Below are 23,259 nucleotides of genomic sequence, written 5' to 3'. Positions count from 1 at the left end.
GCCGCCCCCCCCCACAGGCATGTGAACTGATTCCCCGTGTGTCATGCGCGGGGCCAGTAGTAGGCGCTGAGCGTGTCCCGGTAGCCGGTGTCGGTGAGGTGGTTCTGGCGGTGGAATGCGGGTGCGCCCTTGATCTGGTCCTTCGTCAGGGCGATGTGGACCTTCTCCTCGGTGGTGTCCACGCGGGTGACGGCGCCGGCGGGGATGAGGACCTCCTTGCCGAAGATCCACGGGCCGGTGTCCACGACCAGGCAGGCCGCGTCCACGTCCTCGGTGTGCTGGTCCACCTTGCCGATGCCGCCGTCGAGGGCTTCGACCTTGAATCCGGCGAGTGCCGTGCCGGTGGTGTGGCCGACGGCGGAGGGGTAGTTCCAGGCGTCCTGGGTCATGAGACGTTTCCTCTCTTCCGGTGTACGGGAACCGTTCTTCCGGTGTACGGAAGCCGTTGACGTTCTCGGGGGAGCGCCTGCCCCACCCTCGAACGGTTAGTCGTGTCCGAACGGACCCGTGCCGTCCACCGGGCTCGTGACTGTCCGCGTGCGGTGGACGCCTGTTCTGGCTCTTCCGGTGCCGAGCGCACGGTTCCCGGCGCCGGAAGCCCGGGTTCGGCCGGGGCCGCTGTCACGCCACGCGGGGCGCGCTGGGGTGGGGTGTGGTCAGGTGCGGGCCGTGCCCGGTTCCGTGCCCGCCCGGTGACGCCCCTCGCCCCCGCGGCCCCTGGCCGGGGACGGAGCGGACGCGGAGTGCGCCGGGCCGTTCCGTGGCGGGTGCGCCGGGCCGCCCGTCACGAGCCGTCATCCGGCCGGGCGGGACCCGGGAGTCCTCCGTCCGGGTGGCGGGGCTGTTCGGAGGGGCGGGGGCGGCTGGCGGCGGCGCTTGCGGATGCCCCACTGGACCATGAGGACCAGCAGGGCCGCGACGGCCACCCCGGCCAGCAGCAGGGCCCCGACGGCGAGCGCGCCGCCGTCGGCCAGAACACGTCCATGCGATGTGGTCATGCGTCACGGGTACCCGGGGACCCGGCGTGCAGACCGGTGCCGTCCGTCCGAACCGCCCAAAGACCGGCCGGGTCCACCCGTACCGGTCCGGCATCCGGAAGAAGGAGCACCTGATGAGGGACGACGGCGGATGAACGACGCCGCCGCCGCGGGCAAGCGGGTCATGGTGACCGGCGCCACCGGCGATGTGGCCAAGGTACGACGGCTGGGCGACGACCCGAGGGCCGGGCCCGTCGAGGGATGACCAGGCCGGGCCCCGGCCTGGTCAACGGCCCGTAAGACGAGGGGAACGCCCCCGGGGCGGTGGGGAGTGGATCAGTCGGCGCGGCCCTGCTCCGGCTTTCGGATGTCAGGCCCTCGCTTCCGGCCGTCATTCCCCGCTGCTGTGGCCTGCTCGGCCTGCCGGACTGCCGTTCACCGGGCTGCGGGGGTCTCCGGTGACGCGGTGTCCAGGGGCACCGCACCGGAGCGGACCATGCCCAGCTGGACGGTCTGCCGTGGGAGCAGGGCCTCCAGCAGCCAGTCGGCCGCGACCCTGATCCGGTTGCCCGGCATCGCGGCGAGGTGGTAGCCGCGGGTGACCGCTCCGGCGAGCGGCCCGCCGAGAGTCACTCCGAGCGGGTTGGCGGCGCCCCGGGCGTGCTCGGCGACGCCGAGCACCGGCAGCAGTTTGCTGACGCTGCCGACGGCGAGGACAAGGCGGTCGTAGCCCAGCGTCCCCGCACCGCCCTCCGGGTCCTCATAGCGGACGGTGCGTCCGGCCAGGTCGACGCCCTCGGCCTCGCCGAGGACGAGCCCCTTCACCCGGTCCGCCTGGCTGCGAGCGGATGATCGGGGGGCACGCTCCGCAGGGGCTCCGGCCGTCCCGGCACGTCCCCGCGTGCCGTTCACTCGCGCAGCCTCACCGCTCCGGTGCAGAGACAGGCGAGAACGATCGCGGCCAGCAGTGTCATCGTCCATGGGACGGTGGCGCCCACCCACCAGCGCAGCCCCGGCCTGCGGCTTCTCCCGGCAGGGGCAGGCGTGCCCGCTGGATGGAGCGGCCCGAGGGGGGTGGCGGTGAGGCTGAGGAAGCGCCGTACGAGTGGCGGGGGGTGACCGGCGAGGACGACGGGAACGCCCGCGGTACGGGCGTGCAGGGCCGCAGATGTCAGGGCGCCGAGACCGGCGCTGTCGATGAGGACGAGCCGGGTGAGGTCGACGAGGATCTTCTGCGGGCGGGCACAGAGGCAGAGGAGGAACAAGCCGTCGAGTTGACCGGTCGCACCCATATCGGCCTCACCCACCAGGTCCACGACCATGGTTCTGTCGCCGGTGGCGGGGTCGGTGACCAGGGCGGTGCTGTGCCACATCTGCGGCGGGACGGTCATCGCTCATCCCGGCCGTCGTCGAGGACGGTCCGGCGAATGCGGCGGCAGGTGTCGGCCAGCAGACGCGAGACGTGGAACTGGGAGACGCCGAGTTCCTCACCGATCCGGGACTGCGTCATGCCCCGGTAGAACCGCAGGTAGAGGAGTCGCTGCTCGCGGGCCGTGAGGTCGGCGATGACGGGCCGGGCGGCCTCACGGTCGAGGACCCGGTCGAGCGCGGGGTCGGTGTCCGGGGCCGCCACGAGATCGCCGAGCGTTCCCCCTGGGCCTTCGCCGCCGCCGGCGGCGGGCGCGTCCAGGGAGAGCGCGGTGTGGGCGTGCAGGGCCTCCATGCCGTCCGCGACCTCCGCCTCGGGCAAACGGGTGCGGGCCGCGACCGCGGCCACGGTCGGCGTACGTCCGGACGCGGCGAGTTCCTGGCACACGGGGCGTATCGCGTTGCGGGTCTCGCGCACCCGACGGGGCACGTGCACCGACCAGGAACAGTCACGGAAGTGGCGCCGGACCTCACCGGTGATGGTCGGGACCGCGTAGCTGGCGAACGCGTATCCGCGGTCCGGGTCGTAGCCGTCGACCGCCTTCACCAGCGCCAGGGCCGCGACCTGGCGCAGGTCCTCCAGCGCCTCGCCACGGTCGCGGTAGCGGCCCGCGATTCGGTGGGCCATGGGCAGCCACGCCACCACCACGCGCTCCCGCGCCCGCTCCCGCTGCGGACCGGGAGCGAGCCGGGCCATCTGGGCGAAGTCCCCGGCGCAGTCCGGAGCGTCATCGTGGGTATGCCGGTGTCGCGTCATGAATCCTCCCAAAAAGGCGGATCGCGGTCACCACATCACCAGGCCGCCGGGCGTGCCCTGGGCGTCCCGGGAGGTGCGCCTGGCACGGCACGGCCGTCGCACGCGGACCAGGAATGCCCCTGCTGCCCCCCGTCCAGCGTCCCAAACGCCTGCCTCGCGCGCATCACGCGGCGGACGCCCCGCGCGCCGGCCGTGGCACCGGGCAGCTGAGCGGGCCGCGGGGGCCGGTCAGCGCCTCCTCCGCCAGGCCGGGGCGGGAGCGCCCCGCGGCCCCAGACCCACGTCCACCCGGCCCGGCGGGCGGCGTGATGCCCACCGCCGGGCACGATGCGCTGCCCCGCCGACACGCACAGAAGGCAAAAGCTCCTGAGCCGTGTACGGCCACGCCTCACGGGAACCCGGCAGGCGTGGCGCCGGTTCGGTCGGCGCCACGGACACCGGAAGGACGGCGAGTGTGATGGCCAAGGACGAGAAGGCCCGGGCGAAGGCCCAGCAGGTGAAGGGAAAGCTCCAGAAGGAGACCGGCCGGGCCGTCGGCAGCGAACGCATGGCGGCGAAGGGGCGGGCCAAGCAGGCCGAGGGCGACGCCCGGCAGGCCAAGGAGAAGGCCAAGGACGTCTTCAAACACTGACCGGACCGCCATCCGACAGAGCCCTGGCGGAGCGACCCGGGCGCCCACCCGAGCCGCTCCGGCGGGCCCGTGATGAAAGGAGAGCGGCCCTGAGGGCCCTGACCTGGCAGGGCCAGCGCGACGTCCGCGTCGACACCGTCCCCGACCCGGGACCGGGTCCGCGACCTCACCGGCGGCCGGAACACAGACGCCGTCAAGGCCGCGGACACGAGCGAAGGGGGGCGACAACCCGGACGGAAAGCCTGCCTCCTCCCCCGAGAGAAGGCTGGACGGACTGACGAAGGCCGCGATTCACCATGTGTCGCCCGCGTACCACCGGGACCCATAGGCTCCGGGCACGGGCTGGCCAGCGCTCTCCGGTTGCGCCCCCGTCCCGGGGCTGGGTCGATGGACACCGACACCACCCCTACCGGCACCAGTGAGGAGAAGCGCCGTGCCCCGAGGCTCCAGCCCGAAACGAGAGCGCCAGTACGAGCACATCAAGGAGTCCGCCCAGAAGCGCGGCGAGTCCGCGAGCCGGGCCAAGGAGATCGCCGCCCGCACGGTCAACAAGGAACGCGCCCGCTCCGGCGAGTCCAGAACCAGTAGCAGGACCTCCACACAGGACCGCAAGTCCGCCCCCCAGCGCGGCGGGCAGCACTCGCACAGCGGCGCCCAGGGCCCGACCAAGGACCAGCTCTACGAAGAGGCGCGGAAGAAGAACGTCCACGGCCGCTCCACCATGGACAAGCAGCAGCTCAAGCGTGCCCTCGGCCGCTGACCCGAGGGCAGCGGACCTACCCGGCAACGGCTTCCTCGCCGCCATGCGGCAACGAGCGGATGAAGTACGCCGCGCGGCACCAGACATGGTGGAACGCCCGAGTCGTCGATCCGCATCGTCCCGTACGAGACGGTGAGCGCGATCCTGCCCGGCCTCCTCGCCCGCCGACTGACGTACATCGGCACCGCCGGGCCACCGCCCGGGCCCCAGCAGCCGAGCTGCGCGAACCCAAGCCGCACAGCCGGGCCGGGGCAGGGATGAGGGTCGGTCCCCGGCATGGATCAGTCAGGAGTGTTCGCCGGTCTGTTCCGTGATGGCGGCGCGTGTCTCGTCGGCTTGCTCCTGGATGTGGTCCTGGACGTGGGCGGGGACGCCCTGCTCACGGAAGTGGGTGGTGAGGTCGGTCAGGACGGTCTCGGCGCGTTCCGGATCGCCCGCTGCGGCGTGGACGGTCGCGAGGCGGCGCATGGCGGCGTTGAGGGTGAGGTTGTCCAGTCCGGTGTCCTGGTCGGTGAGGGAGGTTTCGATGGCGTGGGTGAGCTGAGCGACGGCGGTGGCGGTGTCGGGCCGGCGCACGGTCAGCCGGCCGTCGGTGAGGGTCTGGAAGTGGCGTCCGGCATTCGCGCCGCGGGCGAGGCGGGCGTAGGCGGCGAGGGGATGGTCGCCGTGGCGTTCGATGACCTCGTGAAGGGCATCGTTGCCGCCCTGGAGGTGGGGGGTGTCGGAGCCGAGGAGGGCGAGGAGGGTGCCCTGGTCGTCGCCGGTCAGCAGCTCGCCCACGCTCTGGTCGGTCCGGTCGACGGGGAGGCGTACGCGGAGGGTGCGGGCGGGTGAGAGGGTGCGGGCGCCGTCGAGTCCGGTGTGGACGGCGGTGACCCGGTAGAGGCCGGGTTCGGCGAAGTACAGGCCGTCGGCGCCGTAGCCGAGGTAGACCGTCTCGTACACGGCGGGCCGCTCCGCGTTCAGGGCGAGGGCCGTCTCGCCGTCGCCGTGTCCGGCGCAGATCCGGGCGACGGGGCGGAAGAGGCGCGTGCGGCCCTGGGGGTCGGTGATCGCGATGGCGGTCCGTTCGCCCTTCGGGCCGATACTGTCGGCCACCACGGCCTCGCCCCGGCCGTCGGCGAGAGCGAGCCGGAGTTCCGCCATGACCGGCTCCCCGTAGCCGAAGCTCCGCTTCCCCCCGAGGGTGAGGGTGAGCCCGGAGGGGTTGTCGCTCGGGCGGAACGCGGTCTCGGCGGCGGCGAGCGCGCTGTCCTGGAGCGCGGAGTCGACCATCCAGCCGGAGGACCCGCCCGGTATGACGTGCTGGTAGAAGCCGTGCCGCAGATGGCGGAGCTCGTCGTCGCTGAACTGGAAGCGGAAGTTGCTCCAGTACTCCTCCGGGCCCCAGCTGTAGTAGTGGGGGTAGTTCATCCAGGACAGGTCGCCGTAGCCGTAGTCGGGGCCGAGCGGGGCGGGCGGCCGAGCCAGGTGCTTCTGCCAGGAGTGCGCCAGGTTGAAGCCGTGGCCGATCTCATGGACGTAGCAGAAGAGTTCGTTGACGTTTCCGAGCGCGCCGGAGTCCCGCATGGTGTCGTAAAAGACGGCCATGCCCTGGCGCTGGACGCCCGCCAGATAGTCGAACATGATCCCGGCGGTGCCGGGCCGTGTGTGGCGGGTGGCGACGAATGCCCAGAACCGCCACTGCGGCACATCCCGGTGGAGGCTGGAGTTGGCCGTCATCGCGGCGTGCAGTTCGGCGTCGGACCAGGCGAGGTCGGCTCCCGCGGTATCGGCGGTGACGGTGTTGGCGACCCCGGCGTCGCGGAGCTCGATCCCTGCCTCCGCGTAGGCCGAGGTGACGGTGAGGATGCGGTCGCGGTAGCCGGGCGGGTTCCAGCCCTGGGCGGTGTCGTACCTCTGGAAGACCTGCGTGCCCACCACGGAGTCCGTCTCCAGCTCCACGGAGCGCAGCCCCTGACCGGCGAACGAGCAGTCGAAGCGCACCGCACGGCTGCCGTCGGGGGCGTCGAGAACGAGGGCGGCGTTCGCCGCCGTCGCGGTGGCGCTGACACGCGGGATGGTGAGGCTGAGGCGGGTGGCCCAGGTGTTACCGGACCATTCCAGGCCGGTCTGGGCCAGCGTGTAGGCACCGGCGGTCTGCTCGACGGTGAGCGCGGCGCTGGTGCGGAAGGAGCCCCCGTAGACGCCGTTGGCGAAGATGTCGCCGCTGACCGTGCACAGGGAGCGCTCGCCCTCCAGGTCGACCCGAAGCTCGACCCGCTGCGCGCCGGATGTCCCGGTGTAGCGGCCGGTGACCGGCCGCAGGGGGGTCCGGTATTCGGCGGGGAGGGCCGCGAGGCCCGGCACCCGGAGCTGGCCGAGGTCGCCGGAGACCCACACCCCGGTCCTCCAGTTCATCAGCGCGCCCCGGGTGCCCTTGATCAGCAGGCTCTGCCGGGTTCCGTCGGGGGCGGGCTTGAAGGGCAGGACATGGTCGAGGTCGCTGCGGAACTCCTCCGGCAGCATCGCCCAGCCGGCAGCGCCTGTCGCGTCCGGTCCCTCGGTGATCAGTGCGTCGCGGACGACCCCGTTGCGCCAGTGCAGGGTCAGCACCCGCGGGCCCTTGAAGACGTACGTCTGCCAGTTGCCGTCCGACGTCACGGGGCCTTGGAGCAGGGCGTCGACCTGTGAGCGGTAGTAGTCCGGGACGTCCCGGCCCCAGTTGTCCACCGTGGTCCACAGCCCCTGGCCGGTGATGCCGTGGCTCCACTCGATGCTCTCGTAGCGGTCGCCGCGGAAGAAGAAGCTGATCCAGCCGCGGCCCACCCCGGGGATCATCAGGGCCCCCTCGCTGGACTCCCGGTAGGGTGCGGTCCGGTTGGCCAGTCCGGGGTGGATCGTGTCCAGGTTTCCGGAGGTCACCACTCCCTGCTCGTTGATGACCACGCCGTTGGGGCCCCGCCCGAACAGGGCGGTCCACTCCCCCTGCGGATAGGTGACCGCCCACTGATATCCCGTCGTCTTGTACCGCACAAACGCCACGGAAACCCTCCCCATACCCGCCGCCGCGCACCCCGCGTCGGGGACCGCCTGCCCGGACCCTGGACCGCACCGGCCGGCCGCAAACGCCCCGCCGCGTGGACTGTCCGGTTCCGCTGCCCCGGTCCCATCCACCGTCACCGGCACCCACCTGCACCGGCCCTAGCACCCGCCCTCATCCAAACCGCGAGGGGCATCTGACCGGAACACCCTTGGGGAACACCCGGCGTGGTCGTGCTGTGTCACTCGGCGGGCGGGGACCCGGCCGGGGTGTGGGTCTCACGGGAGCGGCTGTTCCTCCCGGGCAGTCGGCGCGGGCCGCCACCGCCGGAGGCTCCCGCGCGACGCCCCGGGGCCGTGCCCGTCCCGGCTCCCGGCCCAGCTCCGGCGACAGGCCCGTCCGCGCCCGTACACCTCCAGCGACGGCCCACCGACACCCACGTCGTCGAGCCCGGCGAGCCCGCCCTCAAGAAGCGGGTCGGTGCGAGGGAATCCGGGTCAGACCCGTCGTGCCCGGCTTCCCCGTGATCCCCGAATTCTCATGGTGGTTGGGGCGAGCTCGACGGTGTCGCCGTCAGTTGTCAGAGGGGAGGAGGGAGTGGAGGGCGCAGAGGAGGTCGTCGTCGCTGCCCGCGCCCGTCTCGATGATGGCCAGACCCGCCGTGGCGTGAGGGACGAAGACATGGAGCAGGCCGTCACCGTCGGGCGCGGTCTCGGCGAGGAAGCGTTCGCAGTGGTGGGTCGGGGCGGTCACCGTCTCCGTCGAGCCGGTGGTCAGGGTGAGGACGGTGGTGGTGAAGGGCATGCGCCAATGTCCCTTCCCCGCGCATTCTCCCGCCGTATCGTGGCCCCCGGGGGACAGCCACGTCTGTGGAGGAGCCACCGCCATGGCCCATACGCTCACCACCACGGACCCGCGCGCCGCCCGCGTCGTGCGGCTCTCGGCCAGGTATGGGGCCGAACCGCTCCTGGAGGTGTCGGCGCGGGTCAACGGGGAGGCTCCGCGTACCAGGGCGGGCGCCGAGCGGCTCGGGTCGCCGCGGCGGGTGACCGCCGGGTGGCATGCGGCCATCCGGTTCGACGCCGACGTCCGCCGTGCGGGGACGGGCAGCGGCCGCCGCATGACCTCGCCGGGGCGCTCGACGGCGGACGGCCCCCCGCCGGACAGCGGCGGTCCCCTGTCGTACGGAGGCGGTTCACCGTCGTACGGACGCGGTTCACCGTCGCACCGCGACGCCTTCCCGTCGTACGGGGACGGACCGCCGTCACACGGAGGCAGTTCACCACCGTACGGCGACGGACCCCTGGCGCACGGAGCGCCTTCCCGTCGTACGAGGACGGACCGCCGTCGTACGGACGCGGTTCGCCGTCGTGCCGGGGCTGACAGGCAGTAGACGGCACACCGGCCGTCGCCCACGGCACACCAACCGCCAGCCACGGCCGACGGGCCGTCACCTGAGATGACCACCCCCCGACCGATGGCCACTCTCCGACCGAGGACACCCATGACCCCTGAGCCCAGCCCCATCGCCCTTCCCGACGCCGACGCCCTGCGCACCCTCGCCGACGAGTCCCTCCAGGCGTGTGGCGCACGGCTTCCGGCGGGCGGGGGGACTGTCAGCGCCCGTACGCCGCTGACGGGAGACGTGCTCTTCTGTCTGCCCGCCAGCACGACACAGCAGGCCCGGGAGGCGATCGGCGCGGCCGAAGCGGCCTTCCTCCGGTGGCGACTGGTGCCCGCGCCGCGCCGGGGTGCACTGGTCAAGCGCCTTGGTGAGTTGCTGACCGAGCATCAGGAGCAGCTCGCGGATCTGGTCACGCTGGAGGCGGGGAAGATCCGCTCGGAGGCGCTGGGCGAGGTCCAGGAGATGATCGATATCTGTGACTTCGCCACCGGTCTCTCCCGGCAGCTCTACGGCCGGACGATCGCCTCCGAACGGCCCGGCCACCGGCTGTCGGAGAGCTGGCACCCGCTGGGCGTCTGCGGGGTGATCTCCGCGTTCAACTTTCCGGTCGCGGTCTGGTCCTGGAACACCGCCATCGCGCTGGTCTGCGGGGACACGGTGGTCTGGAAGCCGTCGGAGCTGACGCCGCTGACCGCGCTCGCCTGTGACGCGCTGCTGGCGCGGGCGGCGGCGGAGACCGGCGCTCCCGAGGGGGTGCACCGGCTGCTGCTGGGCGGGCCCGAGCTGGGGCAGGCGCTGGCGGATGACGCCCGGGTGGCGCTGGTCAGCGCGACCGGATCGGTGCGGATGGGCCGGGCCGTCGCGCCCCGGGTGGCGGCGCGTTTCGGGCGCTGTCTGCTGGAGCTGGGCGGCAACAACGCGGCCGTCGTCACCCCCTCCGCCGATCTGGAACTGGTCGTGCGCGGGGTCGTCTTCTCGGCGGCCGGTACGGCGGGCCAGCGCTGTACGACCCTGCGGCGGCTCATCGTCCACGAGGACGTCGTGGAGCCGCTGCTGGAACGGCTCACCCAGGCGTACGCCCGGTTGCCGGTGGGCGACCCCTTCGACGCCGCCACCCTGGTCGGCCCGCTGGTCTCGGCCGCCGCGCACACCGCGATGCGCGAGGCCCTGGCGGCGGCCGGGGCCGAGGGCGGGAAGGTTCTCACGGGTGGCGAACGGATGCCCGTCGAGGGCGCGCCGGACGCGTACTACGTCCGCCCCGCGATCGTCCGGATGCCCGCGCAGTCGGAGATCGTACGGAGGGAGACCTTCGCCCCGGTGCTCTACGTCCTGACGTACCGCACCCTGGACGAGGCCGTCGCGCTCCAGAACGGGGTGCCCCAGGGGCTCTCCTCCGCGATCTTCACCCGGGACCAGCGGGAGGCCGAGCGCTTTCTCGCCGCCGATGGCTCGGACTGCGGGATCGCCAACGTCAACCTCGGCACCTCGGGCGCGGAGATCGGTGGCGCGTTCGGCGGGGAGAAGGAGACCGGCGGGGGCCGTGAGTCCGGCTCCGACGCCTGGCGCGCGTATATGCGGCGCGCCACCAACACCGTGAACTACTCGGAGTCCCTGCCGCTGGCGCAGGGGGTGACCTTCCTGTGACCAGTGATGTGACGTGGGGTTCCGCTGATGAGCCTGAGCCATCCTCCGCGCCGCCCCGCTGAGCCGCCGCCCCGCTGAGCTGCGGGGAAGATCCCGGCCCCGGCCCCGGTTAGTGGAAGCGTGAACGAATCAGGGGTACGAGACGTGGACGTGGTCGTCATCGGCGCCGGGCAGGCGGGGCTGTCCGGCGCCTACCACCTGCGGCGGGCGGGGCTGGTTCCCGAGCGTGACTTCGTGGTGCTCGACCACGCTCCGGCGCCGGGGGGCGCCTGGCAGTTCCGCTGGCCCTCACTGACGTACGGCAGGGTGCACGGGATGCACGCCCTCCCGGGCATGGAGCTGGTCGGGGCGGACCCCGACCGGCCCTCCTCCGAGGTGATCGGCGACTACTTCACCGCCTACGAGGAACGGTTCGGCCTGGGCGTCCGCCGTCCCGTCGACGTCACCGCCGTCCGCGCGGGCGAGGGAGGCCGGCTGCTCGTCGAGACGGACCAGGGCATCTGGTCCGCCCGCGCCCTGATCAACGCCACCGGCACCTGGGACCGCCCCTTCTGGCCCCGCTACCCCGGCCAGGAGACCTTCCGGGGGCGGCAGTTGCACACGGCCCAGTACCCGGGCCCGGAGGAGTTCGCCGGTCAGCGGGTGATCGTGGTCGGTGCCGGGGCCTCCGGCTCCCAGCATCTGATGGAACTCGCCGACCACGCCGCCGCGACCACCTGGGTCACCCGCCGTCCGCCGGTCTTCGTCGAGGGGCCCTGGGACGAGAACACCGGCCGCGCCGCCGTCGCCCGGGTCGAGGAGCGGGTACGCAGGGGACTGCCCCCGCAGAGCGTGGTCTCCGTCACCGGCCTGCCCGTCACCGACGCGGTCCGCCGGGCCCGGGAGCGGGGAGTGCTCGACCCCTGGCCGATGTTCGAACGGATCACGCCGACGGGCGCGGTCTGGGCCGATGGCCGCAGTGTGGCGGCCGATGTGATCCTCTGGGCCACCGGCTTCCGCGCCGCCATCGAGCACCTCGCCCCGCTGCGGCTGCGGGAACCGGGGGGTGGCGTCCGGATGAGCGGCACCCGGGCCCTGCGTGACGAACGGGTCCATCTCGTCGGCTACGGTCCGTCCGCCTCCACCATCGGCGCCAACCGCGCGGGCCGTGCGGCCGTCCGCGAGATCCTCGCCCTGCTGGGCCGGGAGGAACGCGACGCACGGCAGGAGAGGGGAGCGGAGACGGTACGGGGAGGGACCGAAGGCGCCGGATCGCTCGACGGCCCGGCGGCGGTAGGCGCGGACAACCCGCTCGACGGACCGGCGGCGGTAGGCGCGGACAACCCGCTCGCCGACGCCGCCCCTGTCGCCGCCTGAGGCCAGGGAGTACATGGCGCCCAGACCCCGCCCGGGACCCGATCCCGCCTGACGCCCGCACCGGGCGGCCGGTGGCGCGCGAACGCGGAGGGCGCCGGGGAGCCCTCACCGGCCCCGGCACCCTCCGACGGCGGATCAGCCGCCGATCGGCGACTCGGCCACACAACCGGTCGCGACGGCCAGGCCCTTGCCGGTCTTCTCCGCGAGGACCTTGCCCTTGTGGATGATCTTGCAGGTGATCTCGGCCTCGGCGGCGGTCGACAGGGCGAACGGCGCCAGGGTGGACGGCATGATCCCGCGCAGGGTGACGGTCTTCGTCCACGGCAGCGTGGGGTTCTTGGCCGTCTCCATCTTCGGCTTCAGCGCGGTGCCGCCGTCGACGGTGTACTCGATGGACTCGATGTTCTTGCCGGTCACCTCGTAGGTGACCTCGTACGGCTCGTTGACCGTCTTGTCGACCTGCTCGACGACTTCCTTCTCGGCCTTCTCGGTCAGTTCGCAGCCGGTGAGCCCGGCCACCAGACCGGCGGTGGCGAAGACGGCGACAGCGGTGGTGCGCATGGACCGGCGCATGAAGTCCCCCCGTAATTCTCGGAAATTGCTCCCGCACATAATCGTAAAGAGCTGTTAAAAGTCAAACCAGTTCGGCCAGCCCTCGCCCGCGCGGCATAAGACCCACCGTAGCCCGGAATGGCCGATTCACGGCGAACATCCGCGATAACGGGGTTCGCGGGGCCCGGTGGAGCTCGGGGCGGTTCAGGAGCCGGGCGCCGCCGCCACCCGGGCGTCCCCCCGTACCAGCGCGGCATAGCGGCCGTCCCGGGCGAGCAACTCGCGGTGGCCACCGCGCTCGACGACCCGTCCCGACTCCAGCACCACGATCTCGTCCGCGTCCCGGATGGTGGAGAGCCGGTGGGCGATGGTGATGGTGGTGCGGCCCGCCGACAGGGCGTCGATGGCCCGCTGCACGGCCTGTTCGGTATAGGTGTCCAGCGCGCTGGTGGCCTCGTCGAGGACGAGGACCGGCGGGTCACGCAGAATCGTCCGCGCCAGCGCGAGGCGCTGTTTCTCGCCGCCGGAGAAACGGTGGCCGCGCTCGCCGACCAGGGTGTCGTACCCCTGCGGCAGGGAGGCGATGTGGTCATGTATCTGCGCGGTCCGCGCGGCGGCGGCCAACTCCTCGTCGGTGGCGTCCGGTTTGGCGAAGCGCAGGTTGTCGGCGACGGAGGCGTGGAAGAGGTACGTCTCCTGGGACACCACGCCGATGGCCCGGGCGAGGGTGTCGAAGTCCAGCTCGCGCACATCGACGCCGTCGAGGGTGACCCGGCCCTCGGTGACGTCGTAGAGACGCGGTACGAGATGACCGAGCGTCGACTTCCCGGAGCCGGTCGGGCCGACGACCGCGAGGCCGCGACCGGCCGGGACGGTGATGTCGACGCCGTCGAGAGTGGGGCGCGGCTGCGCCGGGTCGTAGCGGAAGCCGACGGACTCGAACCGCACATCACCCCTGATCTCCGCCAGCCGCACCGGCCGCGCGGGCTCGGCGATGTCGACGGGGAGGTCGAGATACTCGAAGATCCGGCGGAAGAGGGCGAGCGAGGTCTGGAGGTCCACCCCGGTCGACAGCAGGCTGACGGCGGGCCGGAAGAGGCCCTGCTGGAGCGAGACGAACGCGACCAGGGTCCCCAGGGAGATCGACGGGCCGCCGCCCTGGAGGGTCAGGCCCGCGGCCCAGTAGATGAGGGCGGGCATCGCGGCCATGACGATCCCGATGGTGGCCATCCGCCACCGTCCGGCCATGCTGGAGCGCACTTCGAGGCCGACCAGCCGCTCCGACTCCCGGGCGAAGGTCTCGGTGAGCGAATCGGCGCGGCCCATGGTGCGGCCGAGCAGGATGCCGCTGACCGAGAGCGACTCGGTGACGGTCGCGGCCATGGCGGCGAGCTGCCGCTGCCGCTCGGTCGTGATCCGCTGGCGCTCCCGGCCCACCCGGCGGCTGATCCACACGAACACCGGCAGCAGGGCGAGCGAGACCAGAGTGAGCCGCCAGTCCAGCGCCACCATGGCGGCGACGGTGGCGACCACGGCGGTGAGGTTGGAGACCAGCGAGGTCGCGGTGGAGGTCACGGTCGACTGCATCCCGCCGATGTCGTTGGCGATGCGCGACTGCACCTCCCCGGTGCGGGTCCTGGTGTAGAAGGCGAGCGACATGCGCTGCAACCGGTCGTAGACCGCGGTCCGCAGATCGTGCATCACCCGCTGGCCGACGGTGGTGGAGATCAGCGTCTGGAGCACACCGAAGACCCCGCCCAGGACGGCGGCCAGGATCATCCCGAGGGCGAGCGCGGCCAGCAGCCCGGTGCGGCCCTCGGGGATGGCGGTGTCGAGGATCTCCCGCAGCAGGAACGGGGAGGCCACCGTGGTCAGCGAGGCCGCGCCGACGAGCAGCGCGACGAGCGCGAGCCGCCCCCGGTAGGGCCGGAAGAGCCGCAGGATCCGCCGCACCTGGGCGGGTGGCTGATCGGCGCCCGGCTCGGGGGGTGTCCAGGTGATCGCTGCGGGGCGCATGGGCTCCTTCACACGGGTCGGGCCGGTGGGCGGGAACGAGGTGAGCGGGGTGGGACCGCCGCGACCGGATGGGGGCCGGTGGAGAGCCAGCGGGAGGGCTTCCCCGGCACGGCACGACGTTTCGAGACGTTTCGAGCATAGTCATCGGCCGGGAGGCGGGCCGGGGCGACGGCGGGCGCAGAAGAGTCCATGAACTCACACACAGGAGTCCAATCAGCACCCCTTGCGCATCAGCGGCCACAGCGACGAAGGTCCTTGCCGGGGCCATTGGGCAGGTTCATGACCAGTCCACCCCTCCGTCCGCACGGCACACCCCTCCGTCCGTCCAGCGCCCCACACACCCTTGCACCCGGCGGTTTCCCCGCCGCCCTCGGCGAGTCCACACCCCAAGGCACGACCCGACGCACGACCGGCCGCGCACCATCAGCTCCCGTGGAGGCTCGATGAACGACGCAGCAGTACCGAACCCCGGACCGGACGGCACCGCCGGCGCCGACGGTCCCGACCGCCCCACCGACCCGTACGGATCGGAGAGAACAGCCGGGACGGACCGGACGGACAGGACACGCGGGACGGACGGCACCGACCGGCCCGACCGTGAGGACCACGGCTCGCCGAGCCGTCGTTCCGTGCTGTGGACCACTGCGGGCGTCGCCGGGGCGGGCATCACCCTGGGTGCGATCGGCACCGGAACGGCCGCCGCCGCGGGCGCCGAGAGCACCGCCGGAGCCGCCGCCACTCCCCCGCGCCAGGGCCGGACCATGGTCAACGTCCCCTTCGAGCGGCGCAGTACGGTACGGGTCGGCATCATCGGCCTCGGCAACCGGGGCGCCAGCATGATCGACCTCTTCCTGGTCCAGCCCGGGGTCCAGGTGACCGCCCTCTGCGACCCCGTACGGGAGAAGGCCGAGCGCGCCGCCGCCAAGGTCGTGGCGGCGGGGCAGCCCGCGCCCGCCCTCTACACCAACGGCGAGGACGACTACGAGCAGCTCTGCGAGCGCGGCGACCTCGACTTCGTCTATGTGGCCACGCCCTGGGAGACCCACTTCGCGATGGCCAAGGCCGCGATGCTCGGCGGCAAGCATGTGGGCGTGGAGTGCCCGGTCGCCATGCGGCTGGGCGAGCTGTGGGCCCTGGTGGACCTCTCCGAGCGCACCCGGCGCCACTGTATGCAGCTGGAGAACTGCTGTTACGGCCGCAACGAGATGCGCGTCCTGCGCATGGCCCACGCCGGGCTCTTCGGCGAACTGCTCCACGGCGCCGGTGCCTACAACCACGACCTGCGCGAGCTGCTGTTCGACGCCGAGTACTACGAGGGTCCCTGGCGGCGGCTGTGGCACACCCGGCTCCGCGGTGACCTCTACCCCAACCACGGCTTCGGCCCGGTCGCCAACTACATGGACGTCAACCGGGGGGACCGGGTCGTCTCCATCTCCAGCTTCGGCACCCCGGCGCTCGGCCTCGCCGAGTACCGCGAGGCCCATATGCCCAAGGGCCACCCGAGCTGGAAGGAGTCGTACATCGGCGCCGACCGCACCATCAGCATGGTGCGCACGGCGAAGGGCCGGGTCATCCGGCTGGAGCACGATGTGTCGACACCGCACCCGTACAGCCGGATCAACAGCCTCGGCGGGACCAAGGGTGTCTTCGAGGACTATCCGGCGCGGATCTATCTGGAGCCGGACCACACCAACCACCAGTGGGGTGACTTCAGGACATACGCGCAGTGGGACCACTGGCTCTGGAAGGAGCACGCGAACCCGCCGGGCGGGCACGGCGGTATGGACTACATCATGATATTTCGCCTTATGCAGAGTATGAGGCTGGGGCTCGTACCGGACTTCGACGTCTACGACGCCGCGGTATGGACGGCGCCCGTGCCCCTGAGCCATCTGTCCATCAAGGCGCAGGGAGCGCCGATGCCGATCCCCGACTTCACCCGCGGGGAGTGGCGCGAGGCCCGCCAGGGCATCGACTCCCCTCGGCCCACGGAGTGAACCCCCTGGCCAGAGCGCCGGTCATGACCGCTCATCGCGGACCATGACCAGGGGCGGGACCGTTCCCGTGCCCGGGGCGGCGGCCGCCGCGGCCGCCGCCGTCGCCGTCGCCGTCATCTCGGGCGCTCCCGCAGCAGGCTGCCGGTGTAGTCGGCCAGACGGGCGGCGGTGGCGGGGTCCAGGGTCCTGAGGGACCTCTCCACCGGCCTGCCCCGGTCGATCGCGGTGAGCGGTTCCGTCGGCGGCCGGTCGATCCACTGGACGACCGGCCGCACCACGTCGGCCACATCGCGGGCGAAGAACCGGGCGAGCACCCTGAGCGATCCCCGGACGAGCGGGCTCGGATGCCCGTCGATCCCGCTGCGGGTGAATCCGGGGTGGTAGAGGACGTAACGGGCCTTGCTCACGGCACGCTCGGCGAAGGCGACACCCAGCAGGTCGTTCGCCCGTCCGGCCTGGAGCTGGGCCCGCACCTGGCCGTAGCGGCGCGTCAGCTGCGGATCGTCCCAGTGGATCCGGCCCGCGGTGTTACCGACACCGGCCACGTTGATGACGACGGGATCGGGGGCGGCGTCGAGCAGCGGGGCCAGCCGGTGGCCGAGCAGATAGCGGCTCAGGTAGTACAGCGCGAAGGTGGCCTCCAGCCCTTCGGCGGTCTCCTCGCGCCTCGGCCTGACCCGGTTGGCGAAGAGGGCCAGCGCGTCGAGGGACGCGTACCGCTCGTGGATCCGGGCGGCCACCCGCTCGGTCTCGGCGATCGAGGACAGGTCCGCCCGCAGAAAGCTCAGGTTCGGATGGGCGGTCCGGGCCAGCAGCGCCTCCCCCTTGGCCGCATTGCTGCCGATCACGGTGACATGGTCACCTTTCGCCAGCCGCGCCAGGGCGGTCGCGCGGCCCATCCCGTCGGTGCCACCGCTGATGAGCACGGTCTTCGGTTTCGGGGGGTGGGGCACGGTGTTCTCCTAGGCTCGTCGGCGTCGACCGCTCCATCGTGGGCGACCCCGTCACTGGCCGAAAGAAGGCACTTTCATGTCCGGTACGAACAGCGGTGTTCCTTCGGTGCTCGCCCATGGGCTGCCCCAGCCGGTGCCCGCCGACGAGCTGGCCGCGTGCCCGGTCGGTGAGGTGTTCCGCCGGGTGGGCGACAAATGGAGCATGCTGCTGGTGATCCTCCTCGGCGGGCGCCCGTACCGGTACAACGAGTTGCACCGTTCCGTGGAGGGGATCAGTCAGCGCATGCTGACCCGTACGCTGCGCGGTCTGGAGGCCGACGGGCTGGTCCGGCGGGAGGTGCGGCCGACCGTGCCGCCCGGCGTCGAGTACAGCCTGACGCCCCTGGGACGCACGCTCCTCGTCCCGCTGTCGGCACTGGCCGACTGGGCGGTGCGCCACGAGGCGGAGATCAACGAGGCGAGATCACGCCACATCGACGCCTAGCGTCAGGCGTCAGACACCCGACACCCGACACCCGACAGCCGACAGCCGACAGCCGACAGCCAGCGTCATGGCGTCCGGCACTCGGCATCCGGGGCAGGGGGCCGGGAAAACCGGTTGCCCCCGGGGAAGGCCAGGGGCGAGGCTTTCACGGTTTGCGCCGCCAACTCGCTTTGGGGCTTTGATGCACATTCGTAACCTTCCCTTCCCCGACCCCGGAGAACCCGACGTCCGCTCGGGTCTGCGACTGATGCTCTGGCTCGGCCGAACCCAGATCGGTACACAGATCACGGCCACCTGCTGGGGTCTGGCGCATCTGCTGGGCATCGCCGCGCTCCCCATCGGTGTGGGCATGGCCGTCCAGGCCGTCGTCGACGGTTCCGGCACCCGCCTCGCCTGGGCGGGCGCGCTGATCCTCGGACTCGGCGTCGTGATCGCCCTCGCCGACGCGATGGTCCACCGCGTCACCGTCAGCAACTGGATCACGGCCGCCGTCCGGCTCCAGCAGCTGCTCGCCCGCCGCGCCGCCGACCTCGGGTCGCTGCTGACCCGCCGGGTCGCCGCCGGTGAGGTCGTCGCGGTCTCCAGCGGCGATGTGGAGAAGATCGGCTGGTTCGTGGAGGCCACCTCCCGGCTCGCCGCCTCCGCCATCACCATGCTGACCATCGCCGTCGGCCTGCTGGTCTACCAGCCCGCGCTCGGTGTGGTCGTCGCCGTCGGACTGCCGCTGATGGCACTCTCGGTGATCCCGTTGCTGCCGCCCGCGACGCGCCGGGCCGACGTCCAGCGCGACAAGGCCGGGTACGCCACCGAACTGGCCGCCGACACCGTCGCCGGACTGCGGGTGCTGCGCGGCATCGGCGGCGAGGGCCTCTTCCTGCGCCGCTACCGCGAGGCATCCCAGCAGGTGCGGGGCGCGGCCGTCCGTACCGCCCGGATGTGGTCGCTGATCGCGGCCGTCCAGGTGTTCTTCCCGGGCCTGGTGATGCTGACGATCGTGGTGTACGGGGCGAACCTCGCCCTGGACGGCCGGATCACCATCGGAGAACTCGTCACCGTCTACAGCACCGTGCTCATCAGCGCCCACCCGTTGCGCAACTTCGAGGAGTTCGCGATGGCGTACTCCTTCGCCCGGCCCTCCGCCAAGCGGGCCGCCCGGGTGCTGGCGCTGCGCCGACCGGGCGAGGGCGACGGCACCCACCGTACGGGCACCCCTGACGCCTCAGACACCCGTGACGCCTCTGACGGCGGTGGCGCCGGGGACGGCACCCGCACGGGCCCGCCGACCGGAGATCTACAGGACCCGGTCTCCGGGCTGCTGGTCCCCCACGGCACCCTGACGGCCGTGGTGTGCGGGGACCCGGACGCGGCCGGTGAGCTGGCGGACCGGCTCGGCGGCCACAGCGACGGCGGGGACCCCGCCGACACCTGGGGCCGGTTCGGCGCCGTCCCGGACGGCGAGAACGCCGAACCCGGGCGCACCCCGGCCGGGAACCCACCCGCCCGGGACACCCCGCGCGACAGCGCCCCGCGGCCCGCACCCGCGTCCGTACGGCTCGGCGGTGTCGAGCTGGACGCGCTCCCGCTCGACCACGCCCGGACCGCCATCCTCGTCCAGGACAAGGAACCGATGCTGCTCTCCGGCACCCTGCGCGAGCTGCTCGACGTGCCCGCCTCGGGCCGGGTGAGCGCCACCGAGGCCCTGACCGCCGCCGAGTGCGGCGACGTCCTCACCGCGCTCGCCCGCGCGTCCGCCGACGGTGACCCGATGCGGGCGGTGATCACCGAACGCGGGCGGTCCCTGTCGGGCGGTCAGCGTCAGCGGCTGGCACTGGCCCGCTCCCTGGTGACGGATCCCGAGGTGCTGGTGCTCGACGAGCCGACCTCCGCCGTCGACTCCCACACCGAGGCCCGGATCGCGGCGGGTCTGCGACGGCTGCGGGCGGAGCGGACGACGGTGGTCCTCACCTCGTCACCGCTCCTGCTCGACCTCGCCGACCGGGTGGTCCTGATGGACGGCACCACCATCGCCGCCACCGGTACCCATCGGTCGCTGCTGCGCGACGAGCCCCGCTACCGCGCCATCGTCACCCGTGAGACGGACAGGGAGCTCCAGTCGGAAGGGGCGCGGGAAGGGACGCGGGAACGGGCGGCCGACCAGGCCGACTCCACCGGCTCCACCGACAACACAGAGCGTTCCGCTCGGCACCCGGAGACCGGGAGGAATCCCGTGAAGAACGAACCCGTCAAGAACGAACCCGTGAAGAGCGAACGCGTGGAGAAGGAACTCGTGGAGATCGACGAGGGATCCCTGTGAACGACGACACCGCCACCGCCGCGCCGCCGGGCCGTCGTCAGCGCCCCGCGTGGCGGGCACTGACCGTGGCACCGCCCGCCTACGACCCGTCGGCGTCCGAATCGGTCACGATCCTGCCGGTCGCCGGGGCCGCCACGGTCCGTGCGTACGTCCAGGAGATGCTCCGCCGCCACCGGGGCGCCTTCCTCACCCTGATCACCGTGAACACGGTCGCCGTGGTCGTCTCCATGGTCGGGCCCTATCTCCTCGGTGAGGTGGTGGACCGGCTGACCACCGGGGCCCGCGAACTCCATCTGGAGCGGACCATCGCGCTGTTCGCGCTCGCCCTGGTCATCCAGACCGTCTTCGTCCGGGTGGTGCAACTGCGCGGCGCGATGCTCGGTGAGGAGATGCTCGCGGACCTGCGCGAGGACTTCCTCGTACGGTCGGTGGCGCTCCCGCCCGGTGTGCTGGAACGGGCGGGCACCGGCGATCTCCTCTCCCGTATCACGACCGACGTCGACCGGCTCGCCAGCGCGATGCGGGAAGCCGTGCCCCAGCTCGCCATCGGCGTGGTGTGGGCGGCGCTGCTGCTCGGCGGGCTCGCGGTCACCGCGCCCCCGCTGGCGCTGTCGGTGCTGCTCGCGGCCCCCCTGCTGATCGTGGCCTGTCGCTGGTACTTCCGCCGCGCCCCGGCCGCCTACCGGGCGGAGTCGGCGGGGTACGCGGCAGTCTCGGCCAATCTCGCCGAGACCGTGCACGGGGGCCGGACGGTGGAGGCCCACCGTCTCGGCGGCCGCCGCAGCGCCCTCAACGACCAGCGGATCCGGGAGTGGGTGGCGTGGGAGCGGTACACCCTGTACCTGCGCTCGGTGCTCTTCCCCGCGATCACCCTGACCCATATGACCGTACTGGCGTCGGTGCTGCTCATCGGCGGCGCCTTCGTCCTCCGGGGCTGGCTCGACGTCGGCCAGCTGACCACCGGCGCGCTGCTGGCGCAGATGCTGGTCGAGCCCGTCGGCATCATCCTGCGCTGGTACGACGAACTCCAGGAGGCCCAGGTCTCGCTCGCCCGGCTGGTGGGCGTCCGGGAGATCGAACCCGACGCGGGCGACGAGACGGTACGGCCCGAAGGGCGCGACATCCACGCCGACGCGGTCCGCTTCGGCTACCAGGAAGGCGTCGACGTGCTGCACCAGGTGTCCCTGGCGGTGGCCCCGGGCACCCGGCTGGCCCTGGTCGGGCCGTCCGGGGCGGGGAAGTCGACGCTCGGGCGGCTGCTCGCGGGCATCTACGCCCCGCGCGAGGGGCGGGTCGCCCTCGGCAAGGCCGAGCTGTCCCGGATGCCCGCCGAACGGGTGCGCCGCCATGTCGCCCTGGTCAACCAGGAACACCATGTCTTCGTCGGCACCCTCCGCGACAACCTGCTCCTCGCACAGGAGGACGCGGCGGAACCCGATCTGTGGTCGGCCCTCGACGCGGTCGGCGCCGAAGGCTGGGCGCGGGCCCTGACCGCGGGCCTCGACACCGAGGTCGGCTCCGGCAACCTCGCGCTCACCCCGGCCCAGGCCCAGCAGATCGCACTCGCCCGGCTGGTCCTGGCCGACCCGCACACCCTCGTCCTCGACGAGGCGACCTCGCTGCTCGATCCACGCGCCGCGCGCGACCTGGAACGGTCCCTGGCGCGGGTGCTGGACGGGCGGACGGTCGTGGCCATCGCGCACCGGCTGCACACGGCGCACGACGCGGACCTCATCGCGGTGGTGGAGGAAGGACGGGTGAGTGAGCTGGGCAGCCATGACGAGCTGGTCGCGGCCAAGGGCCCGTACGCCTCGCTCTGGCGCTCCTGGCACGGCTAGCCCGACCGCCGCGCGGGCCCGCCTCGCTCCCCGGCGCGAAGAGTTCCTGGATCGCCCCCCGGGGCTCCCGCCCGCACCTGGTGTGCGCGGGGTCGCCTCCCCTGGTCCTGGCCCGCCCGTCGCCGGGCGACCGGGCTCCCCTCTCATGGGCCCGTGGGCAGGGGCGCGGGCGGGCCGTGCCCACCGCAAGGGGGCGCGGGCCCACAGGGTGCCGCGGGCAGGGGGCGCGGACGGCTCAGAAGAGGTTCAGCGCCGCCGCGCCACCCACCCCGCCCAGCAGGGTGAACACCGGCATCAGTACCTTCAGCTCCACCCAGCTGCCGGCCCTGAAGCGGAGCGCCTTCGGTGGCCCCAGCGGATACCACCGCTTGCCCGCGATCGGCAGCGGCCACAGGATCGGGCATCCGGAGACGGTGAGCGAGTCGCCGATGTCGTGGACGAGCGCGCCGAGCACGATGGGCAGGCCCAGCCACAGGTACTCCTGGCCGGGCGCGGTGAAGAGCCAGTCCGCGCCGTTGCCCGGCTGGTCGAGCACACCGGCGAGGATCCACGCCCCGGCCGCGCCGAGCAGCCAGACCAGGATGTCGCTGGAGACCCGGGCGGCCCGCCAGAGCAGTCCTTCCACGGCCAGCACCAAGTGGACGAAGAGGATGCCGAGCACCGCCCAGCGCCCTCCGGTGACGGCGAGCGCGGAGGCGCCCGCGCCGATGAGGACGGCCCAGACCCAGGTGTGGGTGAGGGTGCGGTGCCCTCCGCTGCGGCGCGGGTCACTGGTGCTGCGGGTGGCCTTGTAGACGGCGTACGAGAGCTTGTCGACGATCTCGCAGAGCACCTTGGAGATCGGGCCGAAGGCCCGGGATATCGTCGCCGCCTTGTGGTCGAGGTCGGGTGCGAGCGCCGCTCCCGCGCTGATCAGCGCCCCGACGACGAGCACGGGCCAGGGCATGGGGCGGCCCGCGGCCTCCATCGCCGCGCCCACCCCCAGCCAGGCCGCGGCTCCGGAGAGCGAGTGCGCCGGTCCCATCATGTGGTTTCCCCACCCTGTCCCTGCGTCCGCGCCTCGGCGCGGTCCTCGGTGGCCCCGGCGCTCCTCTCCCGGGCGCGCCGTGGGGCCAGTTGACATAT

Annotated in this window: 17 protein-coding genes and 2 pseudogenes; 8 read left to right on the top strand and 11 right to left on the bottom strand. The window is 72.7% G+C overall.

The genetic code is table 11. The features are described 5' to 3' along the window. Window positions 1-41: 41 nt before the first annotated feature. From ACFVIM_RS05205 to ACFVIM_RS05185, 5 genes and pseudogenes are all read right to left on the bottom strand, one after another. Complete coding sequence (locus ACFVIM_RS05205) at window positions 42-389, bottom strand: PRC-barrel domain containing protein (protein WP_384298659.1); 348 nt, start codon at window positions 387-389, stop codon at window positions 42-44. Window positions 390-794: 405 nt separating this feature from the next. Continuing rightward, complete coding sequence (locus tag ACFVIM_RS05200; protein ID WP_384298656.1) at window positions 795-998, bottom strand: DUF6479 family protein; 204 nt, start codon at window positions 996-998, stop codon at window positions 795-797. 414 nt (window positions 999-1,412) lie between these two features. Then, window positions 1,413-1,634: pseudogene (locus ACFVIM_RS05195) on the bottom strand (NAD(P)/FAD-dependent oxidoreductase); the annotation flags it as partial. 251 nt (window positions 1,635-1,885) lie between these two features. Then, entirely contained in the window at window positions 1,886-2,368 is a 483-nt protein-coding gene (locus ACFVIM_RS05190) for an STAS domain-containing protein (protein ID WP_384298654.1), read from the bottom strand. Beyond that, window positions 2,365-3,162: a SigB/SigF/SigG family RNA polymerase sigma factor gene (locus tag ACFVIM_RS05185; RefSeq protein WP_384298652.1), complete on the bottom strand. Its 798-nt coding sequence runs from the start codon at window positions 3,160-3,162 to the stop codon at window positions 2,365-2,367. The genes ACFVIM_RS05190 and ACFVIM_RS05185 overlap by 4 nt, the downstream gene beginning before the upstream one ends. A gap of 457 nt (window positions 3,163-3,619) precedes the next feature. Between ACFVIM_RS05185 and ACFVIM_RS05180 the strand changes: the two genes are divergently transcribed. Together ACFVIM_RS05180 and ACFVIM_RS05175 are read left to right on the top strand one after the other, a co-directional pair. Continuing rightward, entirely contained in the window at window positions 3,620-3,793 is a 174-nt protein-coding gene (locus ACFVIM_RS05180) for a CsbD family protein (protein ID WP_384298649.1), read from the top strand. Window positions 3,794-4,226: 433 nt separating this feature from the next. After that, window positions 4,227-4,553 carry a plasmid stabilization protein gene (locus ACFVIM_RS05175; RefSeq protein WP_384298647.1) on the top strand — a complete coding sequence of 109 codons (327 nt, stop codon included), beginning with the start codon at window positions 4,227-4,229 and terminating at the stop codon, window positions 4,551-4,553. A 285-nt stretch (window positions 4,554-4,838) separates the two neighbouring features. Here ACFVIM_RS05175 and ACFVIM_RS05170 read toward each other — a convergent pair whose 3' ends face one another. Together ACFVIM_RS05170 and ACFVIM_RS05165 are read right to left on the bottom strand one after the other, a co-directional pair. Beyond that, entirely contained in the window at window positions 4,839-7,577 is a 2,739-nt protein-coding gene (locus ACFVIM_RS05170; protein WP_384298644.1) for a hypothetical protein, read from the bottom strand. A 574-nt stretch (window positions 7,578-8,151) separates the two neighbouring features. After that, window positions 8,152-8,379 (bottom strand): annotated as a pseudogene (locus ACFVIM_RS05165) (YjbQ family protein); the annotation flags it as partial. Window positions 8,380-9,079: 700 nt separating this feature from the next. Between ACFVIM_RS05165 and ACFVIM_RS05160 the strand changes: the two are divergent. Then, the gene (locus tag ACFVIM_RS05160) at window positions 9,080-10,624 is read left to right on the top strand and encodes an aldehyde dehydrogenase family protein (protein WP_384298641.1); all 1,545 of its coding nucleotides are present in this window, start codon (window positions 9,080-9,082) and stop codon (window positions 10,622-10,624) included. 120 nt (window positions 10,625-10,744) lie between these two features. Further along, window positions 10,745-11,980, top strand: coding sequence for an NAD(P)-binding domain-containing protein (locus ACFVIM_RS05155; RefSeq protein WP_384298639.1), 1,236 nt, complete (start codon window positions 10,745-10,747; stop codon window positions 11,978-11,980). A 135-nt stretch (window positions 11,981-12,115) separates the two neighbouring features. Here the strand turns inward: ACFVIM_RS05155 and ACFVIM_RS05150 are convergent, their stop codons facing one another. Beyond that, window positions 12,116-12,553 (bottom strand): MmpS family transport accessory protein, encoded by a 438-nt coding sequence (locus tag ACFVIM_RS05150; protein WP_384298637.1) that lies wholly within the window; start codon window positions 12,551-12,553, stop codon window positions 12,116-12,118. Window positions 12,554-12,736: 183 nt separating this feature from the next. Next, window positions 12,737-14,548, bottom strand: a complete 1,812-nt coding sequence (locus tag ACFVIM_RS05145; RefSeq protein WP_384298634.1) for an ABC transporter ATP-binding protein — start codon at window positions 14,546-14,548, stop codon at window positions 12,737-12,739. Window positions 14,549-14,991: 443 nt separating this feature from the next. On the opposite strand from ACFVIM_RS05145, the gene ACFVIM_RS05140 reads away from it, so the two are divergent. Further along, the gene (locus ACFVIM_RS05140; protein ID WP_384298632.1) at window positions 14,992-16,545 is read left to right on the top strand and encodes a Gfo/Idh/MocA family protein; all 1,554 of its coding nucleotides are present in this window, start codon (window positions 14,992-14,994) and stop codon (window positions 16,543-16,545) included. A 113-nt stretch (window positions 16,546-16,658) separates the two neighbouring features. Here the strand turns inward: ACFVIM_RS05140 and ACFVIM_RS05135 are convergent, their stop codons facing one another. Beyond that, window positions 16,659-17,498 (bottom strand): SDR family NAD(P)-dependent oxidoreductase, encoded by an 840-nt coding sequence (locus ACFVIM_RS05135; RefSeq protein WP_384298630.1) that lies wholly within the window; start codon window positions 17,496-17,498, stop codon window positions 16,659-16,661. 76 nt (window positions 17,499-17,574) lie between these two features. On the opposite strand from ACFVIM_RS05135, the gene ACFVIM_RS05130 reads away from it, so the two are divergent. From ACFVIM_RS05130 to ACFVIM_RS05120, 3 genes are all read left to right on the top strand, one after another. Beyond that, a complete protein-coding gene (locus ACFVIM_RS05130; RefSeq protein ID WP_384298628.1) occupies window positions 17,575-17,982 on the top strand; it encodes a winged helix-turn-helix transcriptional regulator in 408 nt (135 codons plus the stop codon). Between the two features lie 181 nt (window positions 17,983-18,163). Next, the gene (locus ACFVIM_RS05125; RefSeq protein ID WP_384298625.1) at window positions 18,164-20,296 is read left to right on the top strand and encodes an ABC transporter transmembrane domain-containing protein; all 2,133 of its coding nucleotides are present in this window, start codon (window positions 18,164-18,166) and stop codon (window positions 20,294-20,296) included. Window positions 20,297-20,355: 59 nt separating this feature from the next. Beyond that, window positions 20,356-22,134 (top strand): ABC transporter ATP-binding protein, encoded by a 1,779-nt coding sequence (locus ACFVIM_RS05120; RefSeq protein ID WP_384298664.1) that lies wholly within the window; start codon window positions 20,356-20,358, stop codon window positions 22,132-22,134. Between the two features lie 235 nt (window positions 22,135-22,369). On the opposite strand, the gene ACFVIM_RS05115 is transcribed toward ACFVIM_RS05120, so the two are convergent. Then, window positions 22,370-23,161 carry a metal-dependent hydrolase gene (locus ACFVIM_RS05115; protein WP_384298622.1) on the bottom strand — a complete coding sequence of 264 codons (792 nt, stop codon included), beginning with the start codon at window positions 23,159-23,161 and terminating at the stop codon, window positions 22,370-22,372. Window positions 23,162-23,259: the final 98 nt, after the last annotated feature.

The sequence above is a fragment of the Streptomyces sp. NPDC057638 genome (assembly GCF_042800315.1).
Lineage (GTDB): Bacteria > Actinomycetota > Actinomycetes > Streptomycetales > Streptomycetaceae > Streptomyces.
This window is presented reverse-complemented; position numbering and strand designations above follow the sequence as displayed.